Origin of the sequence: Demequina silvatica, assembly GCF_000971215.1 — a bacterium.
Classification (GTDB): domain Bacteria; phylum Actinomycetota; class Actinomycetes; order Actinomycetales; family Demequinaceae; genus Demequina; species Demequina silvatica.
The window spans coordinates 1-19,114 of sequence record NZ_BBMA01000013.1; the positions used below are offsets into that span (position 1 = coordinate 1).

Sequence of the window (19,114 nt, forward strand, 5' to 3'; positions counted from 1 at the left end):
CGTACTCCCATCCAAGGCGGCCTCGCACGCCTCGAACTCGACGACCCGTCCACCCACCACGCCGAACCCGACGCCGCATGACCAGGGGAGAGCTCCGCCCGCGGACGGGATCAGCGGTGGACCACCACCTTGCCGATCATCGACTGGGACTCGACGCGGCGGTGCGCCTCGCGCAGGTGGGACGCGGTGAAGTCCTCGAGGTACTCGGTGGCGGTGGTGCGGACCAGCCCGCGCTCGGCGAGGTGCGCGACCTCGGCCAGGTACTCGCCCTGGACGTGGAGGTCGGCGGCGTCGTGAAGCGCCCGCGCGAACATGTACTCGAGGTGGAGCGACATGGACTTCGACTTGAGCGGAGCGACGTCCTCGAAGCCGCCGTCGATGGCGACCACGCCCGTGAACGGACGCCCCAGCGCGGCGAAGGCGGCGATGTTGCCGGGCGTGAACGCGGACAGGATGTGGTCCACCCCGTCGGGAGCGACCTCGCGGACCGCCGCCTCGAGGTCGCGGTGGTCGACCACCGCGTCGGCGCCCAGGTCGCTCGCCCACTCGGTGGACGCCTCCCGGCTCGCGGTGGCGATCACCCGGAGACCTGTGGTGGCCTTCGCGAGCTGGATCGCGGCCGACCCGACCCCGCCCGCGCCCCCGACCACCAGCAGAGTGCCCTCGGAGTGGGAGCCCAGGCGCAGGTGGTCGCGGAAGGCCTCGAGTGCGGTGAGCGCGGTCAGCGGGAGCGCGGCGGCCTCCGCGAAGGTCCACGTCGACGGCTTGTGGGCAACTATCCGGTGATCGACGGCCTGATACTCGGCATTCGATCCGGCGCGCGAGATGTCGCCCGCCCACCAGACCTCGTCGCCGGGGGCGAAGCCCGTGGCCTCCGCGCCCACGGCCTCGACCACGCCCGCGCCGTCGTACCCGAGGATCCTCGGGCTGTCCGGCGTCGACCGCGAGACCCGCACCTTCACGTCCACCGGGTTGACGGACACCGCCTCCACCCGGATGAGCAGATCGCGAGGGCCGTGGTCCGGCATGGGCAGCTCGACGTCGACGAGCGCCTCGTGGCGCTCGATCGGGAGGCCCGCGAAGGCGGCGATGGCGTGCATGGCGCTCCTCTCTCGCCCTTCGACAGTACGCCGATCAGCCCCCGACCAGCCCGCTCACGATCCCCACCAGCGCGAAGGCCGCGCCCACGATCGCGCACACCCGGGTGGGAGCGTGGCCCGCGTTGAGCACGTAGCCCACGACCGCGAGCAGCAGCGCCACCCATGCGAGCAGGGGCACGGTCAGCCCGATCACCCCCAGCGCGACGGAGGCGATCGCCAGGGGAAGCGCGACGTCGGGGTCCTTCAGCGTGCGACCTCCGCGAGCGCGTCACGGTAGATCCGCGCGACCCGGTCGAGCATGGCGTTCGCCGCCTCGTCCAGCGTCTGCCGAGCCGGGTCCGCCTCGAACCACGCGATCGCCTCCGCGATGCCCTGCTCGAACGGCACGCGCGCCTCCCAGCCGGGGACCAGGCTCCGCAGCGTGGACGTGTCGTACACGGCGGCGTGCATCTTGTCGCCGTAGATCCCCCCTGCGGAGGAGGGGGACGCCGCCACCAGCGCATCGGAGGGGACGCATACCGCCTGCGCCGCGAACGCCTCGTCGGACAGGCCCGCCGCCCGAGCGATCGCGGCGTGGATGCCACGCCAGGTGAGCGCCTCGTCCGAGGTGACGTGGACCGCCCGCCCGAACGCCGCATCGTTCCCCAGGAGGCCGAGCATGCCCGCCGCCACGTCCCGCGCGTGGGTGAGCGTCCACAGCGACGTGCCGTCGCCAGGGATGACGATGTCTGCGCCGCGCCGCATGCGGTCCACCAGCGTCCACGGATGAGAGGAGTTGCCGGTGTAGCCCGGGATCTTCGACGCGCCATAGGTGTGCGCCGGCCGCACCACCGTCCACGGGATCGCGGAGCCGCGCAGCACCGCCTCGCACTCCGCCTTGAGCCGCGCGTACTCCCAGTGCGGGTTCTCCTGCGGCGTGTCCTCCGTGAGGACGTGGAGGCGGTCGTAGGTCTTGTATGCCGCGGAGGTCGCGACGAGCACGTACTGGTCGGTGAGCGGCGCGAAGGTCTCGACGTCCGCCGCCACGTGCTCCGGCGTGAAGGCGATGAACTGCACCACCGAGTCGAAGCGCTCGCCGCGCAGCCGCATCCCGTGGAGGGCGTCGCGGAGGGACGATGCGTCGGTCGCGTCCGCGTGGACGGCGCGGGTGCCCGGGGGAGCGGCGAGCGGCGAACGGCCGCGGGTGACCAGGGTGAGCTCGTGGCCCGCGGCGGCGGCCTGGGTCGCCAGCTCGGACGAGATGAGGCCGGTGCCTCCGACGATGAGGATGCGCATCCTCCGAGCCTAGGGCCCCGCGCAAAAGTCGTGTGAAATGTCCGTTTTGCAGGGGTGCCGCGCGGACACCCCCGGGAGTACCGTGAGCGCATGGAGGTCCTGGTGCCGAATCTGAGGGCGGCGCTCGGGGGGATCCTCCCGGCCGGCTGGAGGGACGCCGCGCCGTGGGGTTATCCCGCGCAGAGCGAGCTTGCCCTGATCACGGGCGTGTTCGCCGCGCAGCTGCCCGCGCAGTCCGTCGCGGACATCGCCGATTCCGTGATGCGCCGCCGTCCGGGCAGCAGCCTCGACAACCTGGTCGACCTCGCGGCGATCGACCCCGTCGACCTGCGGCGGGTGCTCGGCGACCGGTGGGGCGACTCGACCGTGCTGGGCGTGCCGCGCCGCCGCGCCGACGTCATCCACGAGTCCGCGCGCCTCCTGTCGCACGCGGGGATCCGCACCGGGCTGGATCTGCAGGACGCGATCCGCTCGCGCACCGACGAGATCCGGACCCTGCTGCTCGCCGTCCGCGGGCTGGGCCCCGGCACGTGGGCCTCGATCGCGTTCATGGTCCACGCGCCCATCCCGCCCACCGACGACGTGGTGGAGCTGGTCAAGGAGGCGCTGGGGGAGCCCGGTGCCGAGCTCGACCGCGCCGGCGTGGGGGAGCTCATCAGGCTCACCGCGCACCGGCTGGCGTCCGAGGAGCGGGTGCTCAGCTACGGCCTCCACCAGGTCGCCGAGCAGCGCGCGGCCGGGATGGTCGCGGTCAAGTAGCCGCTAGTAGACCGTGCGCGCCAGCAGCGCCACGTGCACCGTGCCGCCGCGCGTGTGCTGCTCCGCGACCCGCTGGAAGCCCAGGTGCTCGTGGAAGGCGACCGAGCCCGGGTTCGGCGGGTCCAGCTGCACCTCGGTGGTGACCTCCGTCGCGCCCCGCTCGCGCGCCCGCTCGAACACCGACTCGTACAGCGCCCGGCCCACGCCGGTGCCCTTCGCCGACGGCGCCACCACGATCCTGTCGATGTACTGGTGACGCACCCCGCGCTCCTCGAACCAGCGGTAGTTCTCCGACTCGTACGCCTGACCCATGCCCAGGCTCAGCAGGAACGCCGTGATGTTGCGGTCGCGGTCGGTGGCGACCAGCGCGACGTCGCACATCGCGTGCAGCGCGGTGAGCTCGTGCTCGGCGAGGAGGTTGACGGCAGGGGACGCGCCCGCGTTGAGGGCGGCGACCGCCGGGATGTCGGCGGGCCGCATCACGCGGAGTCGCAGGGTCTGCATGGGCACATTGTGCCTGGTCGATGTGTCGGGAATGTGTCCTACGGGTGGAGCAGCAGCTTGCCCGACGTGCGCCGCGACTCGAGGGCGCGGTGGGCCTCCGCGGCCTCATCCAACGAGTAGCCGTGGTCGATCCTCACGCTGAGGTCGCCCAGCAGGATCCCGTGGAAGATGTCGCTCGCGCGCCACTCCCGCTCCTCGGCGTCCGCGGTGAAGTCCGCGAGCGTGGGCCGGCTCAGCACCACGGACCCGGCGGAGTTGAGCCGCTGCGGGTCCACCGGCTCCACCGGACCCGAGGCCGCGCCGAACAGCACCATGGCTCCCCGCCGCTTGAGCGACGCGAGCGACGCGTCGAAGGTGGTCCGGCCCACGCCGTCGTAGACGGCCTCGACGCCCTCGGGCGCGATCGCGCGGACCGCCGCGGGAAGGTCGTGGGCGACGTCGTCCATGAGGTCGTAGCGCAGCACGTGGGACACGCCCGCCTGCATCGCGATCCGCTCCTTCTGCTCGGAGCCGACCGTGCCGATCACCGTCGCGCCGCGCGCGACCGCGAGCTGCGTGAGCAGCAGGCCCACGCCGCCCGCCGCCGCATGCACCAGCACGGTCTCGCCCGGCATCACCGGATGGGAGGACGTCACCAGGTAGTGAGCGGTGAGCCCCTGGAGCAGCGTCGCCGCGGCCATGTCCAGCTCGACGTCCTCGGGCACGCGGTAGAGGTCGGTCACGGGGACGCGGATGTACTCGGCGTACGAGCCCTGCGTGAAGGCCCACGCGACGCCCTCGCCCTCGACGAAGTCCTCGACGCCCTCGCCCACCTCGACGATCTGTCCCGCGCCCTCCTTGCCGGGCACGAACGGCAGGTCCATCGGGTAGACGCCCGAGCGCTGATACGTGTCGATGTAGTTGACGCCGGCGGCCTCGACCCGCACCACCACGTGCCCGGGCGTGGCCACCGGACGCTCGAGCTCGACCAGCTCGAGCACCTCCGGACCGCCGGGCCGCGTCACCTGGATCGCTCTCACAACACGCATGGTACGTGGTGCATCGCGGTTGCATGCATGGCCATGTATGGTTATGCATATGAGCATCAGTGTGGCGGTCTCCGGCGCCTCCGGCTACGTCGGCGGCGAGGTCCTGCGCGTGTTCTCCGCCCACCCCGAGGTGGAGTTCGGCGCCCTCACGGCGCACTCGAGCGCGGGCGACGCGCTCGGCGTGCACCAGCCCCACCTGCGACACCTCGCCGAGCGAGTGATCGTCGACACCACCCCTGAGAACCTCGCGGGCCACGACGTCGTGGTGCTGGCGCTGCCTCACGGCTCCTCCGCGGAGATCGCCGCCCAGCTGCCGCCCGAGACGCTCGTCATCGACTGCGGCGCGGACCACCGGCTCGTGAGCGCCGAGGCCTGGGGCGAGTACTACGGCGGCGAGCACGCCGGCACCTGGCCCTACGGCATGCCCGAGCTCATCACCCCCGGAGGCCGCCAGCGCGACGCGCTTCCCGGCGCCACGCGGATCGCGGTGCCCGGCTGCAACGTCACCGCCGTCACGCTCGCGCTCCAGCCCGGCGTCGCCGCCGGGGTGGTGGACCCGACCGACATCGTCGCCGTCCTCGCCAACGGCTACTCGGGAGCCGGCAAGAAGCTCGCGCTCCCGTACCTGGCCTCGGAGGCGCTCGGCAACGCGCAGCCCTACGCGGTGGGCGGCTCCCACCGCCACATCCCGGAGATCCTCCAGAACCTCGAGTCCGCCGGGGCATCCGAGGCGCGGATCTCCTTCACCCCGACCCTGGTCCCCATGGCGCGCGGCATCCTCGCGACCGTGACCGCGCCCCTGCGCGGCAGCGTCGAGGCCGTCCGCTCCGCCTGGGAGGAGGCGTACGCCGACGAGCCGTTCGTGCACCTCCTGCCCGAGGGCCAGTGGCCCACCACCGCCGCGACGCTCGGCGCCAACACCGCGCTGATGCAGGTGGCGGTCGACGGCAAGGCGCGGCGCGTCGTGGTCGTCGCCGCGATCGACAACCTCGTCAAGGGCACCGCCGGCGCCGCCCTCCAGTCCATGAACGTCGCCCTCGGCCTCCCCGAGACCACCGGGCTCAGCACCATCGGAGTAGCACCGTGAGCGTCACCGCAGCCCAGGGATTCGTCGCGGCGGGCGTCGCCGCCGGCCTCAAGTCCACCGGCAAGCGCGACGTCGCCGTGGTCCTCAACCACGGGCCCTCGCACGTGGCCGCCGGGGTCCTCACCTCGAACCGCGTGGTCGCGGCGCCCGTCACCTGGACCCGCCAGGTGCTCGCCGACGGCCGCGTCGACGCCGTGGTCCTCAACTCGGGCGGCGCCAACGCCGCGACCGGCCCCGAGGGCTTCCTCGACACCCACCGCACCGCCGAGCACGCCGCCGCGGCGCTCGGCGTCTCCGCCGGCGACGTCGCGGTCTGCTCGACCGGGCTCATCGGCGTGCGTCTCCCGCTCGAGAGGCTGCTGGCAGGGGTGGACGATGCGGTGGCCGGGTTGGCCGCCGAGGGTGGCCCCGATGCCGCGCTCGCCATCATGACCACCGACACCGTCCCCAAGGAGGCCGTCGCCGGCGGCGACGGCTGGACCGTGGGCGGCATGGCCAAGGGCGCGGGCATGCTCGCACCGGGCCTCGCGACCATGCTGTGCGTCATCACCACCGACGCCGCCGTGGACCCGGCGCGCGCCCAGGCCGCCCTGGAGGCCGCGACCAAGGCGACCTTCAACCGCGTCGACTCCGACGGCTGCATGTCCACCAACGACACGGTCCTCCTGCTCGCGAGCGGTGCGTCCCGCATCGTCCCCGGGGCCGACTTCGAGGAGGCCCTCCTGGCCGTGTGCGCGGACCTGGCCCGCGGCCTGGTAGCCGACGCGGAGGGCGCGTCGCACGACATCGCCGTGCGCGTGGTGAACGCCACCACCGAGGACGCGGCCGAGGCCGTGGCCCGCGCGATCACCCGGTCCAACCTGTTCAAGGCCGCGATCTTCGGCCAGGACCCGAACTGGGGCCGCATCATCTCCGCGGCGGGCACCGTCCCCGAGGAGGTCGCGCCGTTCGACCCGACCACCCTCGACGTCACCATCAACGGCGTCCAGGTGTGCCGCGCGTCCGGCGTCGGCGACCCGCGCGAAGGGGTCGACCTCAGCGGACGCGAGGTGCGCATCGTCCTCGACCTCCACGCCGGCGACGCCGAGGCGACCGTCTGGACCAACGACCTCACCCACGACTACGTCCACGAGAACAGCGCGTACTCCTCATGAATCCTGCAGATCTCACCCCCCAGCAGAAGGTGGGCGTCCTCATCGACGCCATGCCCTGGATCGAGCAGTTCCGCGGCGCCACCGTGGTGATCAAGTACGGCGGCAACGCCATGATCGACGAGTCGCTCAAGCGCTCGTTCGCGCAGGACATCGTGCACCTGCGCCTGCTCGGCCTGCACCCCGTCGTGGTGCACGGCGGCGGCCCCCAGATCTCCGACATGCTCGGCAAGCTCGGCATCGAGTCCGAGTTCCGCGGCGGCCTGCGGGTCACCACGCCCGAGGCGATGGACGTGGTCCGCATGGTCCTGACCGGTCAGGTCTCGCGCGAGCTCGTGGGCCTCATCAACGACCACGGCCCCTACGCCGTCGGGCTGTCGGGCGAGGACGCGGGCATGCTGCAGGCCAAGCGCCGCCACGCGGTAGTCGACGGCGAGGCCGTCGACGTGGGCCTCGTCGGGGACGTGGTCAAGGTCAACCCCGGCGCGATCGTCGACATCATCGAGGCCGGTCGCATCCCCGTGGTGAGCACCGTCGCGCCCGACGTCGACGACCCGACCACGGTCCTCAACGTCAACGCGGACACGGCCGCGGCGGCGGTGGCCGTGGCGCTGCGTGCGCGCAAGCTCATCGTCCTCACCGACGTCGAGGGGCTCTACTCGGACTGGCCGAACCGCGACTCGCTCATCTCCGAGATCAGCGCGACCCACCTCGAGCAGATGCTGCCCTCGCTGGAGTCCGGCATGCGACCCAAGATGGAGGCATGCCTGCGCGCCGTCCGCGGAGGGGTGCCGCAGGCCCACGTGATCGACGGCCGCGAGGCCCACTCGATCCTCGCGGAGGTGTTCACCTCCGCCGGCTTCGGCACGATGGTGATGCAGGACAAGGAGGTCTGGGTATGAGCCTGACCAGCCACGGGGAGGCCGGCCTCGAGCGCGGCCGCGTCGACACCCAGCGCTACGAGCACGCCGTCATGGGCACGTTCGGCACGCCGCTGCGCGTCCTCGCGCGCGGCGAGGGGTCCTGGGTGTGGGACGCCGACGGCAACCGGTATCTCGATCTGCTGGGCGGCATCGCCGTCAACGCGCTCGGCCACGCGCACCCCGCGTGGGTCGCGGCCATCGCCGCCCAGGCGTCGACGCTCGCCCAGGCCTCCAACTTCTTCGCCACCGAGCCGCAGATCCGGCTCGCCGAGCGCCTGCTCGAGCTCGCGCAGGCGCCCGCGGGATCGCGCGTCTTCTTCGCCAACTCCGGCACCGAGGCCAACGAGGCCGCGTTCAAGATGTCCCGCAAGGTCGGCGGCACGGTGATCGCGCTCGAGGGCGGCTTCCACGGCCGTTCCATGGGCGCCCTGTCGATGACCCACAAGGAGGCGCTGCGCGCGCCGTTCGCGCCGCTGCTCGAGCGCGTCGTGTTCGTGCCGCTCAACGACGTCGACGCCCTCGAGGCCGCCGTCGCGGACGCGGGGGAGGACCTCGGGGGCGTGATCCTCGAGCCCATCCAGGGCGAGACCGGCGTGCGCCCCGTCACCCACGCGTACCTCGAGGCAGCCCGCGCGCTCACGCTGCGCCACGGCGCGCTGCTCATCCTCGACGAGGTCCAGACGGGCGTCGCGCGCACGGGTGCCTGGTTCGCGCACCAGCTCCACGGCATCCAGCCCGACGTCATGACCCTCGCGAAGGGCCTGGGCGGCGGCTTCCCGATCGGCGCCGTGGTCGCGTTCGGCGAGCGCGCCGGCGCGCTGCTGGGCAAGGGCGACCACGGCAGCACGTTCGGCGGCAACGCGCTCGCGTGCGCCGCCGCGCTCGCGACGCTCGACGTCATCGAGGCGGACGGCCTGCTCGACAACGTCAAGGCGGTCGGGGAGCACCTGCGGTCCGCCCTCGCGGACGTTCCCGGGGTGGTCGAGGTGCGCGGCGAGGGGCTCATGCTCGGCATCGGGCTCGCCGCCCCGGCCAGCGCCGCCGTCGCGGCCGCCGCCGTCGACGCCGGGTTCATCATCAACCCGCCCTCGCCCGACACGATCCGCCTGGTCCCGGCCCTCACGCTGAGCACGGCCGAGGCCGACCTCTTCATCGAGTGGATGGCCGGCCCCGGCTCCCGCATCATCACGGAAGGCACCGCATGACCCGCCACTTCCTGCGCGACGACGACATCACCGCCGCCGAGCAGCGCGAGATCCTCGAGCTCGCCCTCGCGTTCCGCCAGGACCGCCACCTGCACCAGCCCTTCGCGGGCCCGCAGGCGGTCGCGATCATCTTCGACAAGCCGTCGACGCGCACCCGCGTGTCCTTCTCGACCGGCGTCGCTGAGCTCGGCGGGTATCCGCTGGTGATCGACTCGGCGACCTCGCAGCTGGGCCGCGGCGAGCCGGTCGCGGACACCGCGCGCGTGCTCGAGTCGATGGTGAGCGCGATCGTGTGGCGCACGTTCGGCCAGGAGCTCATCGAGGAGATGGCCGCGCATTCCTCGAAGCCCGTGGTCAACGCGCTCACCGACAGCTTCCACCCGTGCCAGATCCTCGCCGACCTCGCCGCCGTCGCCGACGCGCGCGGGGGAGTGGACGCCCTCGCCGGGCTGTCCCTGGCCTACGTGGGCGACGGCGCCAACAACATGGCGCACTCCTACCTCCTCGGCGGCGCGCTCGCCGGCATGCACGTCCGCGTCGGCGCGCCCGTCGAGTACATGCCCGACGAGCGGATCATCCTCGACGCCAAGCGCATCGCCGCCGAGCAGGGCGGCTCCATCACGGTGACCACCGAGATGGACGATGCGGTGGCCGGGGCGGACGTCATCGCCACCGACACCTGGGTGTCGATGGGCGACGAGGACGAGTACGCGGCCCGCGCCACCGTCTTCGGCGGCTACCAGGTCAACGCGGCGTCGCTCGCGATCGCCAACCCCGGCGCCCAGGTGCTCCACTGCCTGCCCGCCTACCGCGGCAAGGAGATCACCGCCGAGGTCATCGACGGACCCCAGTCCATCGTGTGGCTCGAGGCGGAGTACCGCCTGCACGCCCAGAAGGCGCTGCTCACCTGGCTGGCCTCGCGATGAGCAGCCACGCGGTCCCGCAGACCAAGGCGGCGCGCCAGGCCCTGGTGCGCCAGCTCATCGAGACCGCGGCGGTGGAGTCGCAGACCCAGCTCGCCGCGATGCTCGAGCAGCAGGGCCTGCACGCGACGCAGGCGACGCTGTCCCGCGACCTGGTCGAGATCGGTGCCATCAAGGTCCGCAACGCGGACGGCCGCCTCACCTACGCGACGCAGGCGATTCTCGAGTCCATCGAGGACACCGGCGCGCGGCTCAACCGGCTGTGCGCCGAGCTGCTGCACTCCGCCGCCGGCAGCGCCAACCTCACCGTGCTGCGCACCCCCGAAGGCGCCGCGCAGTTCCTCGCCATGGCGATCGACTCGCACGACGACCCGGACCTGCTGGGCACCGTCGCCGGCGATGACACCATCATCGTCATCGCGGCAGACCCCGTCGGCGGCGAACGCCTGGCGCAGAAGTTCCTCGACCGCGCGAGCGGTCTGACCCACTGAAACCCCAACGTAAGGAAGAAGAACCATGGCAGAGCGCATCGTCCTGGCCTACTCGGGAGGCCTCGACACCTCCGTCGCCATCGGCTGGATCGCGGAGGCGACCGGCGCGGAGGTCATCGCGGTGGCGGTCGACGTCGGCCAGGGCGGCGAGGACCTCGAGGTGATCCGCCAGCGCGCCCTCGACTGCGGCGCCGTCGAGGCCTACGTCGCGGACGCCCGCGACGAGTTCGCCGAGGAGTACTGCATGCCCGCCCTCAAGGCGAACGCGCTGTACCACGACAAGTACCCGCTGGTCTCGGCGCTGTCGCGGCCCGTGATCGTCAAGCACATCGTCACGGCCGCCCGCCAGTTCGGCGCGACCACCATGGCGCACGGCTGCACCGGCAAGGGCAACGACCAGGTGCGCTTCGAGGTCGGCATCGTGTCGATGGCGCCCGACCTCAAGTGCATCGCGCCCGTGCGCGACCTCGCGCTTACCCGCGACAAGGCGATCGACTACGCCGAGCGCAACAACCTGCCCATCGCGACCACCAAGAAGAACCCGTTCTCGATCGACCAGAACGTGTGGGGCCGCGCCGTCGAGACCGGCTTCCTCGAGGACATCTGGAACGCGCCCACCAAGGACATCTACGACTACACCGACGACCCGGCATTCCCGCCGGTCCCCGACGAGGTGGTCATCACGTTCGAGCAGGGCATCCCCGTCGCCATCGACGGCCAGAAGGTCACCCCGCTGCAGGCCATCGAGGAGATGAACCGTCGCGCCGGCGCGCAGGGGATCGGCCGCATCGACATCGTCGAGGACCGCCTGGTGGGCATCAAGAGCCGCGAGATCTACGAGGCCCCCGGCGCGATCGCTCTCATCGAGGCCCACCGCGAGCTCGAGAACGTCACCGTCGAGCGCGAGCTCGCGCGCTACAAGCGCCGCATCTCCGACGAGTGGACCGAGCTGGTCTACGACGGCATGTGGAACTCGCCGCTCAAGGGCGCGCTCGACGCGTTCATCGAGGACACGCAGCGCCACGTCAACGGCGACATCCGCATGGTGATGCACGGCGGCAAGGCCGTGGTCACGGGCCGTCGCTCGGACACCGGTCTGTACGACTTCAACCTCGCGACCTACGACGAGGGCGACACGTTCGACCAGTCCGCGGCGCGCGGCTTCATCGAGATCTACGGCCTCGCGGCCAAGCAGGCGGCCGCGCGCGAGGCGCGCCTGGGCCTCTAGGGTCGTCGTAGTCGGCGGCCGCGTCCGGACCGGGCGCGGCCGCCTCCACATCTGAGCAGCAGGGAGCAGTGATGGCAGGGGAGCAGGGCACCAACGAGGGCGCGCTCTGGGGCGGGCGCTTCGAGGGCGGACCGGATGCGGCGCTCGCGCGCCTGTCGAAGTCGACGCACTTCGACTGGCGCTACGCGGACGACGACCTGCGCGGTTCGATCGCCCACGCCCACGCGCTCGAGCGGGCCGGCCTGCTCACGGCAGCGGAGAGCGCCGAGATGACCGCGTCCCTCGAGGGGATGCGCACCGACGTCGCCGCGGGGACGCTGCTGCCCGCCGAGTCCGACGAGGACGTGCACGGGGCGCTCGAGAGGGTCCTCATCGAGCGGGTGGGGACCGACCTGGGCGGCAAGCTCCGCGCCGGCCGTTCGCGCAACGACCAGATCGCCACCCTGCCGCGCATGTACCTGCGCCGTCACGCGCGCCTCATCGCGGCGGAGCTGCTCGACCTGGTCGACGCGCTGCTCGGCCAGGCCGACCGCCACCTCGACGCCCCCATGCCGGGGCGCACCCACTTCCAGCACGCGCAGCCCGTCACCCTCGGGCACGCGCTGATGGCGCACGCGTGGCCGCTGCTGCGCGACGTCGAGCGCCTCACCGACTGGGACGCGCGCGCCGCGTTCTCCCCGTACGGCGCCGGCGCGCTCGCGGGCAACACGCTCGGCCTCGACCCGGCCGCCGTCGCGGAGGAGCTCGGCTTCCTGGGCCCGTGCGAGAACTCGATCGACGCCACCGCGTCGCGCGACGTGGTCGCCGAGTTCGCGTGGGTCGCCGCCATGATCGGCGTGGACCTGTCGCGGATCTCCGAGGAGATCATCGCGTGGGCGACCGTCGAGTTCGGATTCGTCGCGCTCGACGACTCGTACTCGACGGGTTCGAGCATCATGCCGCAGAAGAAGAACCCCGACATCGCGGAGCTCGCGCGCGGCAAGGCGGGCCGCCTCATCGGCGACCTCACGGGACTCCTCGCGACGCTCAAGGGCCTCCCGCTCGCGTACAACCGCGACATCCAGGAGGTCCACGAGCCCGTGTTCGACGCGGTCGACACGCTCGAGGTGATCCTGCCCGCGTTCACCGGCATGGTGCGGACGCTCGTGTTCCGCACCGAGCGCCTCGCGGAGCTCGCCCCCGCGGGCTTCTCGCTCGCCACCGACATCGCCGAGTGGATGGTGAAGAACGGCACGCCGTTCCGCGAGGCCCACGAGGTCGCGGGCGCGTGCGTGCGGCTGTGCGAGAAGCGCGGCAAGGAGCTTCACGAGCTCACGCCCGAGGAGATGGCCGCGATCCACCCCGAGCTCACCCCCGGGGTGCTCGAGGTGCTCACGGTGCCCGGTTCCCTCGCCGCGCGCGACGGGGTGGGCGGCACCGCGCCGGCCAGGGTGATCGAGCAGGGGAAGGCGGCGCGCGCCCGCGTCCGCCACTTCCGGCCCTGGACCACGGCCTGAAGCGCCTGCTAGCCATGCGACCGGGGCTCCAGGGCTCAACATGGGGACGCCCCGCGCCGATGAGGGTGGCGTGACGTCCTCCACCACCGCTCGTCTGCGCTCGCGCGCCGCTGCCGCGCTGCTGGTGGTGCTCACCGCCGTCGGGCTCTCCGTGAGCGCGACGCCGGCGGAGGCCGCGCAGCCGGCGGTGGTGTCCGGCTCGCGCGCCGCGATCGTCGCGGGCGCCAAGTACGTGGTGGACCGCGCGATCGGCTACGGCCCCAAGATGGGCTTCGGGCACTCCACCGCGGGGCCCGGGCCCACCGCGAAGACCATCACCGGCGACCCGGACGCGAAGATCACCTGGGTCGACGGCTACATGGACTGCTCCGCGCTGGTCCGGTACGCGTACTCGCGGGCGGGCATCGACCTGGGCACGGGCGGGACGTCCTCGCAGATCGGACGCTTCGAGAAGCTCGCGGCGGGCGTGACGCCGCTTCCAGGCGACGTGGTGTTCTACGGCGTCCGCTCCACCACCACGGGCCAGAAGGAGTACCTCGACCCGTCGACCGGGAAGTGGTGGGACGTCTACCACGTGGCGCTGATCGACGGCACGGGCAAGAAGTACGAGGCGACCACGTTCAACAAGAAGCCGGCGTACTCGACCATCAACGAGGACACGATCCTGGGCTACTTCCGGCTCAAGCCCGAGTTCGGCAAGCTGAGCGGCCAGGGCGGCCTGAGCCAGGACCCCGTCGCCAGCGCGCATCACGTGTACGGCGACTTCGACGGCGACGGAATCGACGACGTCCTGTGGTTCACGGGTCGCAAGGGCTCCGACACAGGCACCGGCTACGGTTGGCAGCTCGCGCGCGGCGGCCAGGAGAACGGCGCTTTCGGCGCGTTCCACCGCGTGCTCAACAGCGCCGTCACCCCCGAGACCGCGCAGGTCGCGGTGGGCGACTTCGACGGGGACGGCATCGACGACCTGCTGCGCTTCACCGGCCGCGTGGGCTCGAAGACGGGCACCGGCGGCGGCTGGCGGCTCGCGAGCGGCGGCCAGTCCGACGCGGTGGGCGAACCCGAGCTGGGCGACTTCCGCCGCGTCAAGAACAGCGCGCTCACCCCCAAGAACGCGCACCTCATGGTCGGCGACTTCGACGGCGACGGCTCCGACGACGTGCTGCGCTTCACCGGATCCGAGTCCTCGGGCTGGAAGCTCGCCAGGGGCGGCCAGGACAGCGCCGCGGGGGCGCGGTCCTTCGACAGCTTCCGCACGGTCAAGGCCAGCGCGCTCACGCCCGCCAACGCGGAGCTCGAGCTGGGCGACTTCAACGCGGACGGCGCGGACGACGTGCTGTGGTTCACCGGCGCGAAGGGCGCCGGCAGCGGCTGGCAGCTCGCGCTCGGAGCCCCCGCGGCCCCCGACGGCGCGATGACCATGCGCGAGTTCTTCCGCGTGAAGAACAACGCGCTCACTCCGTCGACCGCGGAGATCGCGGTGGGCGACTTCAACGGCAACGGCACGGACGACGTGCTGTGGTTCACCGGCGAGGAGGGCACCGCCACCGGCGACGACAACGGCTGGCAGATCGCGCTGGGGCGCCGCGACACCACGGTGGGCGACAAGGTGTTCTTCGCGTTCAACCGCGCCGCCAACCTGGCCCTCACCCCGGCGTCCGCGCACTTCGCCTACGGCGACTTCGACGGCCGCGCCGACGACGTCCTGTGGTTCACGGGCGCCGCCGCGGGCACGGGCAACGGCTGGCAGCTGGTGCGCGGCAAGGCGGGCGCGAAGGTGGGCACCACGGTGTTCCAGGACTTCGTGCGCGTCGCCGCGAGCGGCCGGATCCCGCTCGAGTCCTAGGACTCGACGGCGACCTCGGCGGCGCCGGTGAGGCTCACCAGGTCGTCGTAGGAGATCTCGAACACCGAGTGCGGCGTGCCCGCGGCGGCCCACAGCTCGCCGTGCTTCTTCAGCTCCACGTCGATGTACGTGGGCACGGGGGCGGGATGGCCCACGGGTGCGACGCCGCCGATCGGCTGACCGGTCGCGGCGCGCACCGCCGCGGCGTCCGCGCGCGCGATGACCCGCGCGCCGATCTGGTCCGCGAGCAGGTCCGTGTCCACGCGGTGGGAGCCGCTGGTGAGCACCAGGATCGGGGCGCCGTCGGCGAGGAACACCAGGCTCGACGCGATCGCGCCCACCTCGCAGCCCAGGGCCGCGGCCGCCTCCGCCGCCGTGCGCGTCGAGTCGGTCAGCGTGCGCACCTGCGAGTGCAGGCCGCGCGCCGCGAGCAGGTCCATGATCTTCGCGCTCGTGGGGTGCATGCGGCCACCGTATCCTGGGCCGATGCCGAATCCCAGGGTCCGCGACCTCGTCGCCGGCGTGCTCGCGGAGCCCCCGCGGCTGGGCCGGACGCGGCTGGTCCTGATCGACGGTCCCGCGGGCTCGGGGAAGACCACCCTCGCGGGCAGGCTCGGGTCCGCGCTCGGAGCGCAGGTGCTCCACGGCGACGACATGTACGAGGGCTGGACGGGCCTCTCCATGCTCGATCAGGTCCTCGATCAGGTCCTCGCGCCGCTCGCGGAGGGACGGCCCGGCGGCTTCCGCCGCTGGGACTGGCACGCGTCCGCGCGCGCCGAGCGCCTCGAGGTGCCGGTGGACGATGCGCTGGTGATCGAAGGCGTCGGCGTCGCCTCCCGCGCGGCCCGGGCCCGCGCATCGTCCCTCATCTATGTGGAGGCGCCGTGGGCGCTGCGACTGGAGCGCGGCATCGCGCGCGACGGGGAGGGCATGCGGGCCGAGTGGGAGCGCTGGCACATCGCCGAGGACCGGCATCTCGCGCGCGAGGGCACGCGCGATGCCGCGGGATGGATCATCGACGGGGCGGAGCCCGTGCCGGAGTGACGGCCCGGCGTGGCAAGGTGTCCACGTGAACCCGCACGCGGTCCAGCGCCGCACCCTGATCGTCGTCTCATCCGCGCAGGTGCTGTCCGGATTCGGGCTCGCCGCCGGCATCACGGTGGGCGCGCTGCTCGCCACCGAGGTGTGGTCCTCAGCCGCCGCGGCGGGCATCCCCGCCGTGGTGATGACCGTGGGCGCCTCCCTCTCAGCGCTGGCGATCGCGCGCATGTCCGACCGGCGGGGGCGGCGCGTGGGCCTGGCGGCCGGCTACAGCGCCGGGGCGGTGGGGGCGCTCGGGATCGTGCTGGCCGGGCAGGCGGGTTCCGTCCCGCTGCTGCTCGCGTCCTTCCTGGTCTACGGCGCCGGGTCCGCGGCGAACCTGCAGGCGCGCTTCGCGGGCGCGGACCTCGCGCCCGCGCACCGGCGCGCGACCGCGATGGCGGTGGTGCTGATGGCGACCACGGCGGGCGCCGTGCTCGGACCGGTGTCCGCGCGGTGGAGCGGCGAGACCGTCGCGGGGTGGGGCCTGAACCCGCTGCTCGGGCCCTTCGTCGTCGCGGGCGTGGCGTACGCGCTCGGGGCGGCCGTGCTCGCGGCGCTGCTGCGACCCGACCCGCTCCTGACCTCCCGCGCGCTCGCCGCGGAGGCGACCGCCGCATCGTCCCCCGCCGTCGCGCCGGGACCCTGGCGCGTGCCCGTCGCCGCGGGGATCGGCCTCATGGTGATCGGGCAGGCGGTGATGGTGGCCGTCATGACGATGACCCCGGTGCACCTGACCGCGCACGCGCACGGAATCGGCGCGGTCGGGGCGGTGATCGCGTGGCACGTCGCGGCGATGTACGTGCCGTCGCCGCTATCCGGATGGCTCGTGGACCGGTGGGGACCGGCGCCGGTGGGCGCGGCGTCCGGGGTGGTGCTCGCGGCCGCCGGGGCGGTCGCGGCGGCGGGCGGCGGCTCGCTCGGGCCTATCTCGGTGGCGCTGGTGCTGCTGGGCGTCGGCTGGAGCCTCGCGATGGTCGCCGGCTCCGCCGTGCTCGCGACGCGCACCCCTGTCGACCTCCGGCCACGGCTGCAGGGACGCGCCGACGCGCTCACCACGCTCGCCGGCGCCTCGGGCGCGGGGCTCGCCGGCGTGGTGACCGTCCAGGCCGGCTACGCGGGGCTCGCGCTCGGGGGCGCGGCGATCGCGATGCTGGCGGTGCCGCTCGCGCTCGTCGTGCGCGCGCGTGCTGGCACAATGGCGCCATCATGACTGAGCACATCCTCGACGAGCTCGCCTGGCGCGGGCTGATCTCCCAAACCACCGGTGAGGACGAGCTGCGTGCGGCTCTCGACGCGGGCCCGATCGCGATGTACTGCGGATTCGACCCCACCGCGCCGAGCCTGCACCACGGCCACCTGGTCCAGCTGGTGCTGCTGCGTCACCTCCAGCTCGCGGGGCACCGGGTCCATCCGCTCGTGGGCGGGGCGACCGGCATGATCGGCGACCCGCGGATGTCGGGCGAGCGGGTGCTCAACACCAAGGAGACCGTCGCGGAGTGGGTCGACCGCCTGCGCGGCCAGATCTCCCGCTTCCTGTCCTTCGAGGGCGACAACGCCGCGGTCATGGTGAACAACCTCGACTGGACGGGCGAGCTCAGCGCGATCGACCTGCTGCGCGAGATCGGCAAGCACTTCCGGCTCGGCACTATGATCGCGAAGGACACCGTCGCGCGCCGTCTCAACTCGGACGAGGGCATCTCCTACACCGAGTTCAGCTACCAGGTGCTCCAGGGCAACGACTTCCTCGAGCTGTACCGCCGCCACGGCTGCACGCTGCAGACCGGCGGCAACGACCAGTGGGGGAACCTGCTGTCCGGCGTCGAGCTGATCCGCAAGGCCGAGGGCGAGAGCGTGCACGCGATGACCACGCCGCTCATCACCAGGGCCGACGGCACCAAGTTCGGCAAGACCGAGGGCGGCGCCGTCTGGCTCGCCCCGGACATGATGAGCCCGTACGCCTTCTACCAGTTCTGGATCAACACCGACGATGCGGACGTGGTCCGCTTCCTCAAGATCTTCACCTTCCTGACGCGTGCCGAGATCGAGGCGCTCGAGGTCAAGGTCGCCGAGGAGCCGTTCCGTCGCGAGGGGCAGCGCACCCTGGCCTGGGAGGTCACCTCGCTGGTCCATGGGGACGATGCGGCGCAGGGGGCGGTGGACGCGTCCCAGGCGCTCTTCGGTCGGGGTGAGCTCACGACACTCGACGCTGCGACCTTGTCAGGCTGCGCGCAGGAGCTCGGGGGAGTGGAGCTCGAGGCGGGCGCGACGGTCACCGATGCGCTGGTGGCCTCCGGGATCGTCGACTCGAAGTCCGCGGCGCGGCGCGCCGTCCAGGAGGGCGGCGCGTACGTGAACAACGAGCGCGTGGACAATCCGGAGCTGGTGCTGGGCCCGGACCACGCGTTGGCCGGCGGCTGGACCGTGGTGCGCCGCGGGAAGAAGTCCGTGGGAATCGTGAGGCCGGCGGCCTGACACCGGCGCTGTTGTCGCGGGCGAAAGCGTTGTCTACCAGCGCGGATGCTCGCGACACGCCCGGGATCCGCGCGATTTGACCGCGGTGACCGGCAGCCCCTAATGTTTAACCCGTTGCCGACGACGGAGACGCCAGGCAGGGACTGAACAAGGACCTGCAGGAGACGCCCCGAACGCAGCACGATCCGATGGAAGCGGCGGACCACAGGTCCCGCACCACTCGAAGGATCATCGACGAGCTCTCAGACGTTGATCATCTGGAAGATCAGGCCGGAAAAGCCGATTTGACAGTGATAATCGAAGAGAGTAAGTTAGAAGGGTTGCCCCGAGCGAGGTCACTGATGGTGATCGAGGCGGTGCGCGTCCGAAACTTGAGAACTCAACAGTGTGCCACATGTCGATGCCAAATACCCGGGCATCCCTGGTTTCAGGGGTGTTTGGATTCCTTTGGTAACGAAGACAACATGTCAGTTGTTTTTGATGCTGGAGATTAAATTGTTCTCTTTTGGGGGACGTACTCTGTAATGTTGTATGCCGGGTTCG

General features: G+C 72.2%; 19 protein-coding genes. 13 read left to right on the plus strand and 6 right to left on the minus strand.

Annotated features, from left to right (window positions below; translation table 11 throughout):
• Positions 1–110 precede the first annotated feature (110 nt).
• The 3 genes from AOM05_RS13715 to AOM05_RS13720 are packed head-to-tail and all read right to left on the minus strand — an operon-like array spanning position 111 to position 2,375.
• Positions 111–1,100: a zinc-binding alcohol dehydrogenase family protein gene (locus tag AOM05_RS13715; RefSeq protein ID WP_062523204.1), complete on the minus strand. Its 990-nt coding sequence runs from the start codon at positions 1,098–1,100 to the stop codon at positions 111–113.
• A 34-nt stretch (positions 1,101–1,134) separates the two neighbouring features.
• On the minus strand, positions 1,135–1,293 hold the full coding sequence (locus AOM05_RS14340) for a hypothetical protein (protein ID WP_228373317.1): 159 nt from the start codon (positions 1,291–1,293) through the stop codon (positions 1,135–1,137).
• A 50-nt stretch (positions 1,294–1,343) separates the two neighbouring features.
• The gene (locus tag AOM05_RS13720; RefSeq protein WP_062523206.1) at positions 1,344–2,375 is read right to left on the minus strand and encodes an NAD-dependent epimerase/dehydratase family protein; all 1,032 of its coding nucleotides are present in this window, start codon (positions 2,373–2,375) and stop codon (positions 1,344–1,346) included.
• 102 nt (positions 2,376–2,477) lie between these two features.
• Here AOM05_RS13720 and AOM05_RS13725 point away from each other — a divergent pair, with 102 nt between their 5' ends.
• A complete protein-coding gene (locus AOM05_RS13725; protein ID WP_156165206.1) occupies positions 2,478–3,134 on the plus strand; it encodes a DUF8548 family protein in 657 nt (218 codons plus the stop codon).
• A 3-nt stretch (positions 3,135–3,137) separates the two neighbouring features.
• Here AOM05_RS13725 and AOM05_RS13730 read toward each other — a convergent pair whose 3' ends face one another.
• Together AOM05_RS13730 and AOM05_RS13735 are read right to left on the minus strand one after the other, a co-directional pair.
• The gene (locus AOM05_RS13730; RefSeq protein ID WP_062523210.1) at positions 3,138–3,638 is read right to left on the minus strand and encodes a GNAT family N-acetyltransferase; all 501 of its coding nucleotides are present in this window, start codon (positions 3,636–3,638) and stop codon (positions 3,138–3,140) included.
• Positions 3,639–3,676: 38 nt separating this feature from the next.
• Positions 3,677–4,657: a quinone oxidoreductase family protein gene (locus AOM05_RS13735; RefSeq protein WP_062523212.1), complete on the minus strand. Its 981-nt coding sequence runs from the start codon at positions 4,655–4,657 to the stop codon at positions 3,677–3,679.
• Between the two features lie 52 nt (positions 4,658–4,709).
• Between AOM05_RS13735 and argC the strand changes: the two genes are divergently transcribed.
• From argC to AOM05_RS13780, 9 genes are all read left to right on the plus strand, one after another.
• Positions 4,710–5,753 carry an N-acetyl-gamma-glutamyl-phosphate reductase gene (gene argC, locus AOM05_RS13740; RefSeq protein ID WP_228373318.1) on the plus strand — a complete coding sequence of 348 codons (1,044 nt, stop codon included), beginning with the start codon at positions 4,710–4,712 and terminating at the stop codon, positions 5,751–5,753.
• The gene (gene argJ, locus AOM05_RS13745; protein WP_062523216.1) at positions 5,750–6,907 is read left to right on the plus strand and encodes a bifunctional glutamate N-acetyltransferase/amino-acid acetyltransferase ArgJ; all 1,158 of its coding nucleotides are present in this window, start codon (positions 5,750–5,752) and stop codon (positions 6,905–6,907) included. The genes argC and argJ overlap by 4 nt, the downstream gene beginning before the upstream one ends.
• Positions 6,904–7,806: an acetylglutamate kinase gene (gene argB, locus AOM05_RS13750; protein ID WP_062523218.1), complete on the plus strand. Its 903-nt coding sequence runs from the start codon at positions 6,904–6,906 to the stop codon at positions 7,804–7,806. Before argJ ends, argB begins: the two co-directional genes overlap by 4 nt.
• A complete protein-coding gene (locus AOM05_RS13755) occupies positions 7,803–9,032 on the plus strand; it encodes an acetylornithine transaminase (protein WP_062523220.1) in 1,230 nt (409 codons plus the stop codon). The genes argB and AOM05_RS13755 overlap by 4 nt, the downstream gene beginning before the upstream one ends.
• Positions 9,029–9,958, plus strand: coding sequence for an ornithine carbamoyltransferase (argF, locus tag AOM05_RS13760; RefSeq protein WP_062523222.1), 930 nt, complete (start codon positions 9,029–9,031; stop codon positions 9,956–9,958). Before AOM05_RS13755 ends, argF begins: the two co-directional genes overlap by 4 nt.
• On the plus strand, positions 9,955–10,446 hold the full coding sequence (gene argR / locus AOM05_RS13765; protein WP_156165207.1) for an arginine repressor: 492 nt from the start codon (positions 9,955–9,957) through the stop codon (positions 10,444–10,446). The genes argF and argR overlap by 4 nt, the downstream gene beginning before the upstream one ends.
• 25 nt (positions 10,447–10,471) lie before the next feature.
• A complete protein-coding gene (locus tag AOM05_RS13770; protein WP_062523225.1) occupies positions 10,472–11,674 on the plus strand; it encodes an argininosuccinate synthase in 1,203 nt (400 codons plus the stop codon).
• A gap of 71 nt (positions 11,675–11,745) precedes the next feature.
• The gene (gene argH, locus AOM05_RS13775) at positions 11,746–13,170 is read left to right on the plus strand and encodes an argininosuccinate lyase (protein WP_062523226.1); all 1,425 of its coding nucleotides are present in this window, start codon (positions 11,746–11,748) and stop codon (positions 13,168–13,170) included.
• A 70-nt stretch (positions 13,171–13,240) separates the two neighbouring features.
• On the plus strand, positions 13,241–15,016 hold the full coding sequence (locus tag AOM05_RS13780; protein WP_062523228.1) for an FG-GAP-like repeat-containing protein: 1,776 nt from the start codon (positions 13,241–13,243) through the stop codon (positions 15,014–15,016).
• Here the strand turns inward: AOM05_RS13780 and AOM05_RS13785 are convergent.
• Positions 15,013–15,480, minus strand: coding sequence for a YbaK/EbsC family protein (locus AOM05_RS13785; protein WP_062523230.1), 468 nt, complete (start codon positions 15,478–15,480; stop codon positions 15,013–15,015). The two genes, AOM05_RS13780 and AOM05_RS13785, sit on opposite strands and share 4 nt — an antisense overlap.
• 22 nt (positions 15,481–15,502) lie before the next feature.
• Between AOM05_RS13785 and AOM05_RS13790 the strand changes: the two genes are divergently transcribed.
• From AOM05_RS13790 to tyrS, 3 genes are read left to right on the plus strand one after another with little or no spacing between them, the layout of a single operon-like run.
• A complete protein-coding gene (locus tag AOM05_RS13790; RefSeq protein WP_062523232.1) occupies positions 15,503–16,060 on the plus strand; it encodes a nucleoside/nucleotide kinase family protein in 558 nt (185 codons plus the stop codon).
• A gap of 25 nt (positions 16,061–16,085) precedes the next feature.
• A complete protein-coding gene (locus tag AOM05_RS13795; protein WP_062523233.1) occupies positions 16,086–17,309 on the plus strand; it encodes an MFS transporter in 1,224 nt (407 codons plus the stop codon).
• Positions 17,306–18,571 (plus strand): tyrosine--tRNA ligase, encoded by a 1,266-nt coding sequence (gene tyrS, locus AOM05_RS13800; RefSeq protein WP_062523235.1) that lies wholly within the window; start codon positions 17,306–17,308, stop codon positions 18,569–18,571. The genes AOM05_RS13795 and tyrS overlap by 4 nt, the downstream gene beginning before the upstream one ends.
• Positions 18,572–19,114: the final 543 nt, after the last annotated feature.

Excerpts from the sequence above, each read along its gene's own strand:
- AOM05_RS13715 (WP_062523204.1), bottom strand. The coding sequence starts at position 1,100 with ATGCACGCCATCGCCGCCTTCGCGGGCCTCCCGATCGAGCGCCACGAG.
- AOM05_RS13720 (WP_062523206.1), bottom strand. The coding sequence starts at position 2,375 with ATGCGCATCCTCATCGTCGGAGGCACCGGCCTCATCTCGTCCGAGCTG.
- AOM05_RS13730 (WP_062523210.1), bottom strand. The coding sequence starts at position 3,638 with ATGCAGACCCTGCGACTCCGCGTGATGCGGCCCGCCGACATCCCGGCG.
- argC (WP_228373318.1), top strand. The coding sequence starts at position 4,710 with ATGCATATGAGCATCAGTGTGGCGGTCTCCGGCGCCTCCGGCTACGTC.
- argB (WP_062523218.1), top strand. The coding sequence starts at position 6,904 with ATGAATCCTGCAGATCTCACCCCCCAGCAGAAGGTGGGCGTCCTCATC.
- AOM05_RS13755 (WP_062523220.1), top strand. The coding sequence starts at position 7,803 with ATGAGCCTGACCAGCCACGGGGAGGCCGGCCTCGAGCGCGGCCGCGTC.
- argF (WP_062523222.1), top strand. The coding sequence starts at position 9,029 with ATGACCCGCCACTTCCTGCGCGACGACGACATCACCGCCGCCGAGCAG.
- argR (WP_156165207.1), top strand. The coding sequence starts at position 9,955 with ATGAGCAGCCACGCGGTCCCGCAGACCAAGGCGGCGCGCCAGGCCCTG.
- AOM05_RS13770 (WP_062523225.1), top strand. The coding sequence starts at position 10,472 with ATGGCAGAGCGCATCGTCCTGGCCTACTCGGGAGGCCTCGACACCTCC.
- argH (WP_062523226.1), top strand. The coding sequence starts at position 11,746 with ATGGCAGGGGAGCAGGGCACCAACGAGGGCGCGCTCTGGGGCGGGCGC.
- AOM05_RS13785 (WP_062523230.1), bottom strand. The coding sequence starts at position 15,480 with ATGCACCCCACGAGCGCGAAGATCATGGACCTGCTCGCGGCGCGCGGC.
- AOM05_RS13790 (WP_062523232.1), top strand. The coding sequence starts at position 15,503 with ATGCCGAATCCCAGGGTCCGCGACCTCGTCGCCGGCGTGCTCGCGGAG.
- tyrS (WP_062523235.1), top strand. The coding sequence starts at position 17,306 with ATGACTGAGCACATCCTCGACGAGCTCGCCTGGCGCGGGCTGATCTCC.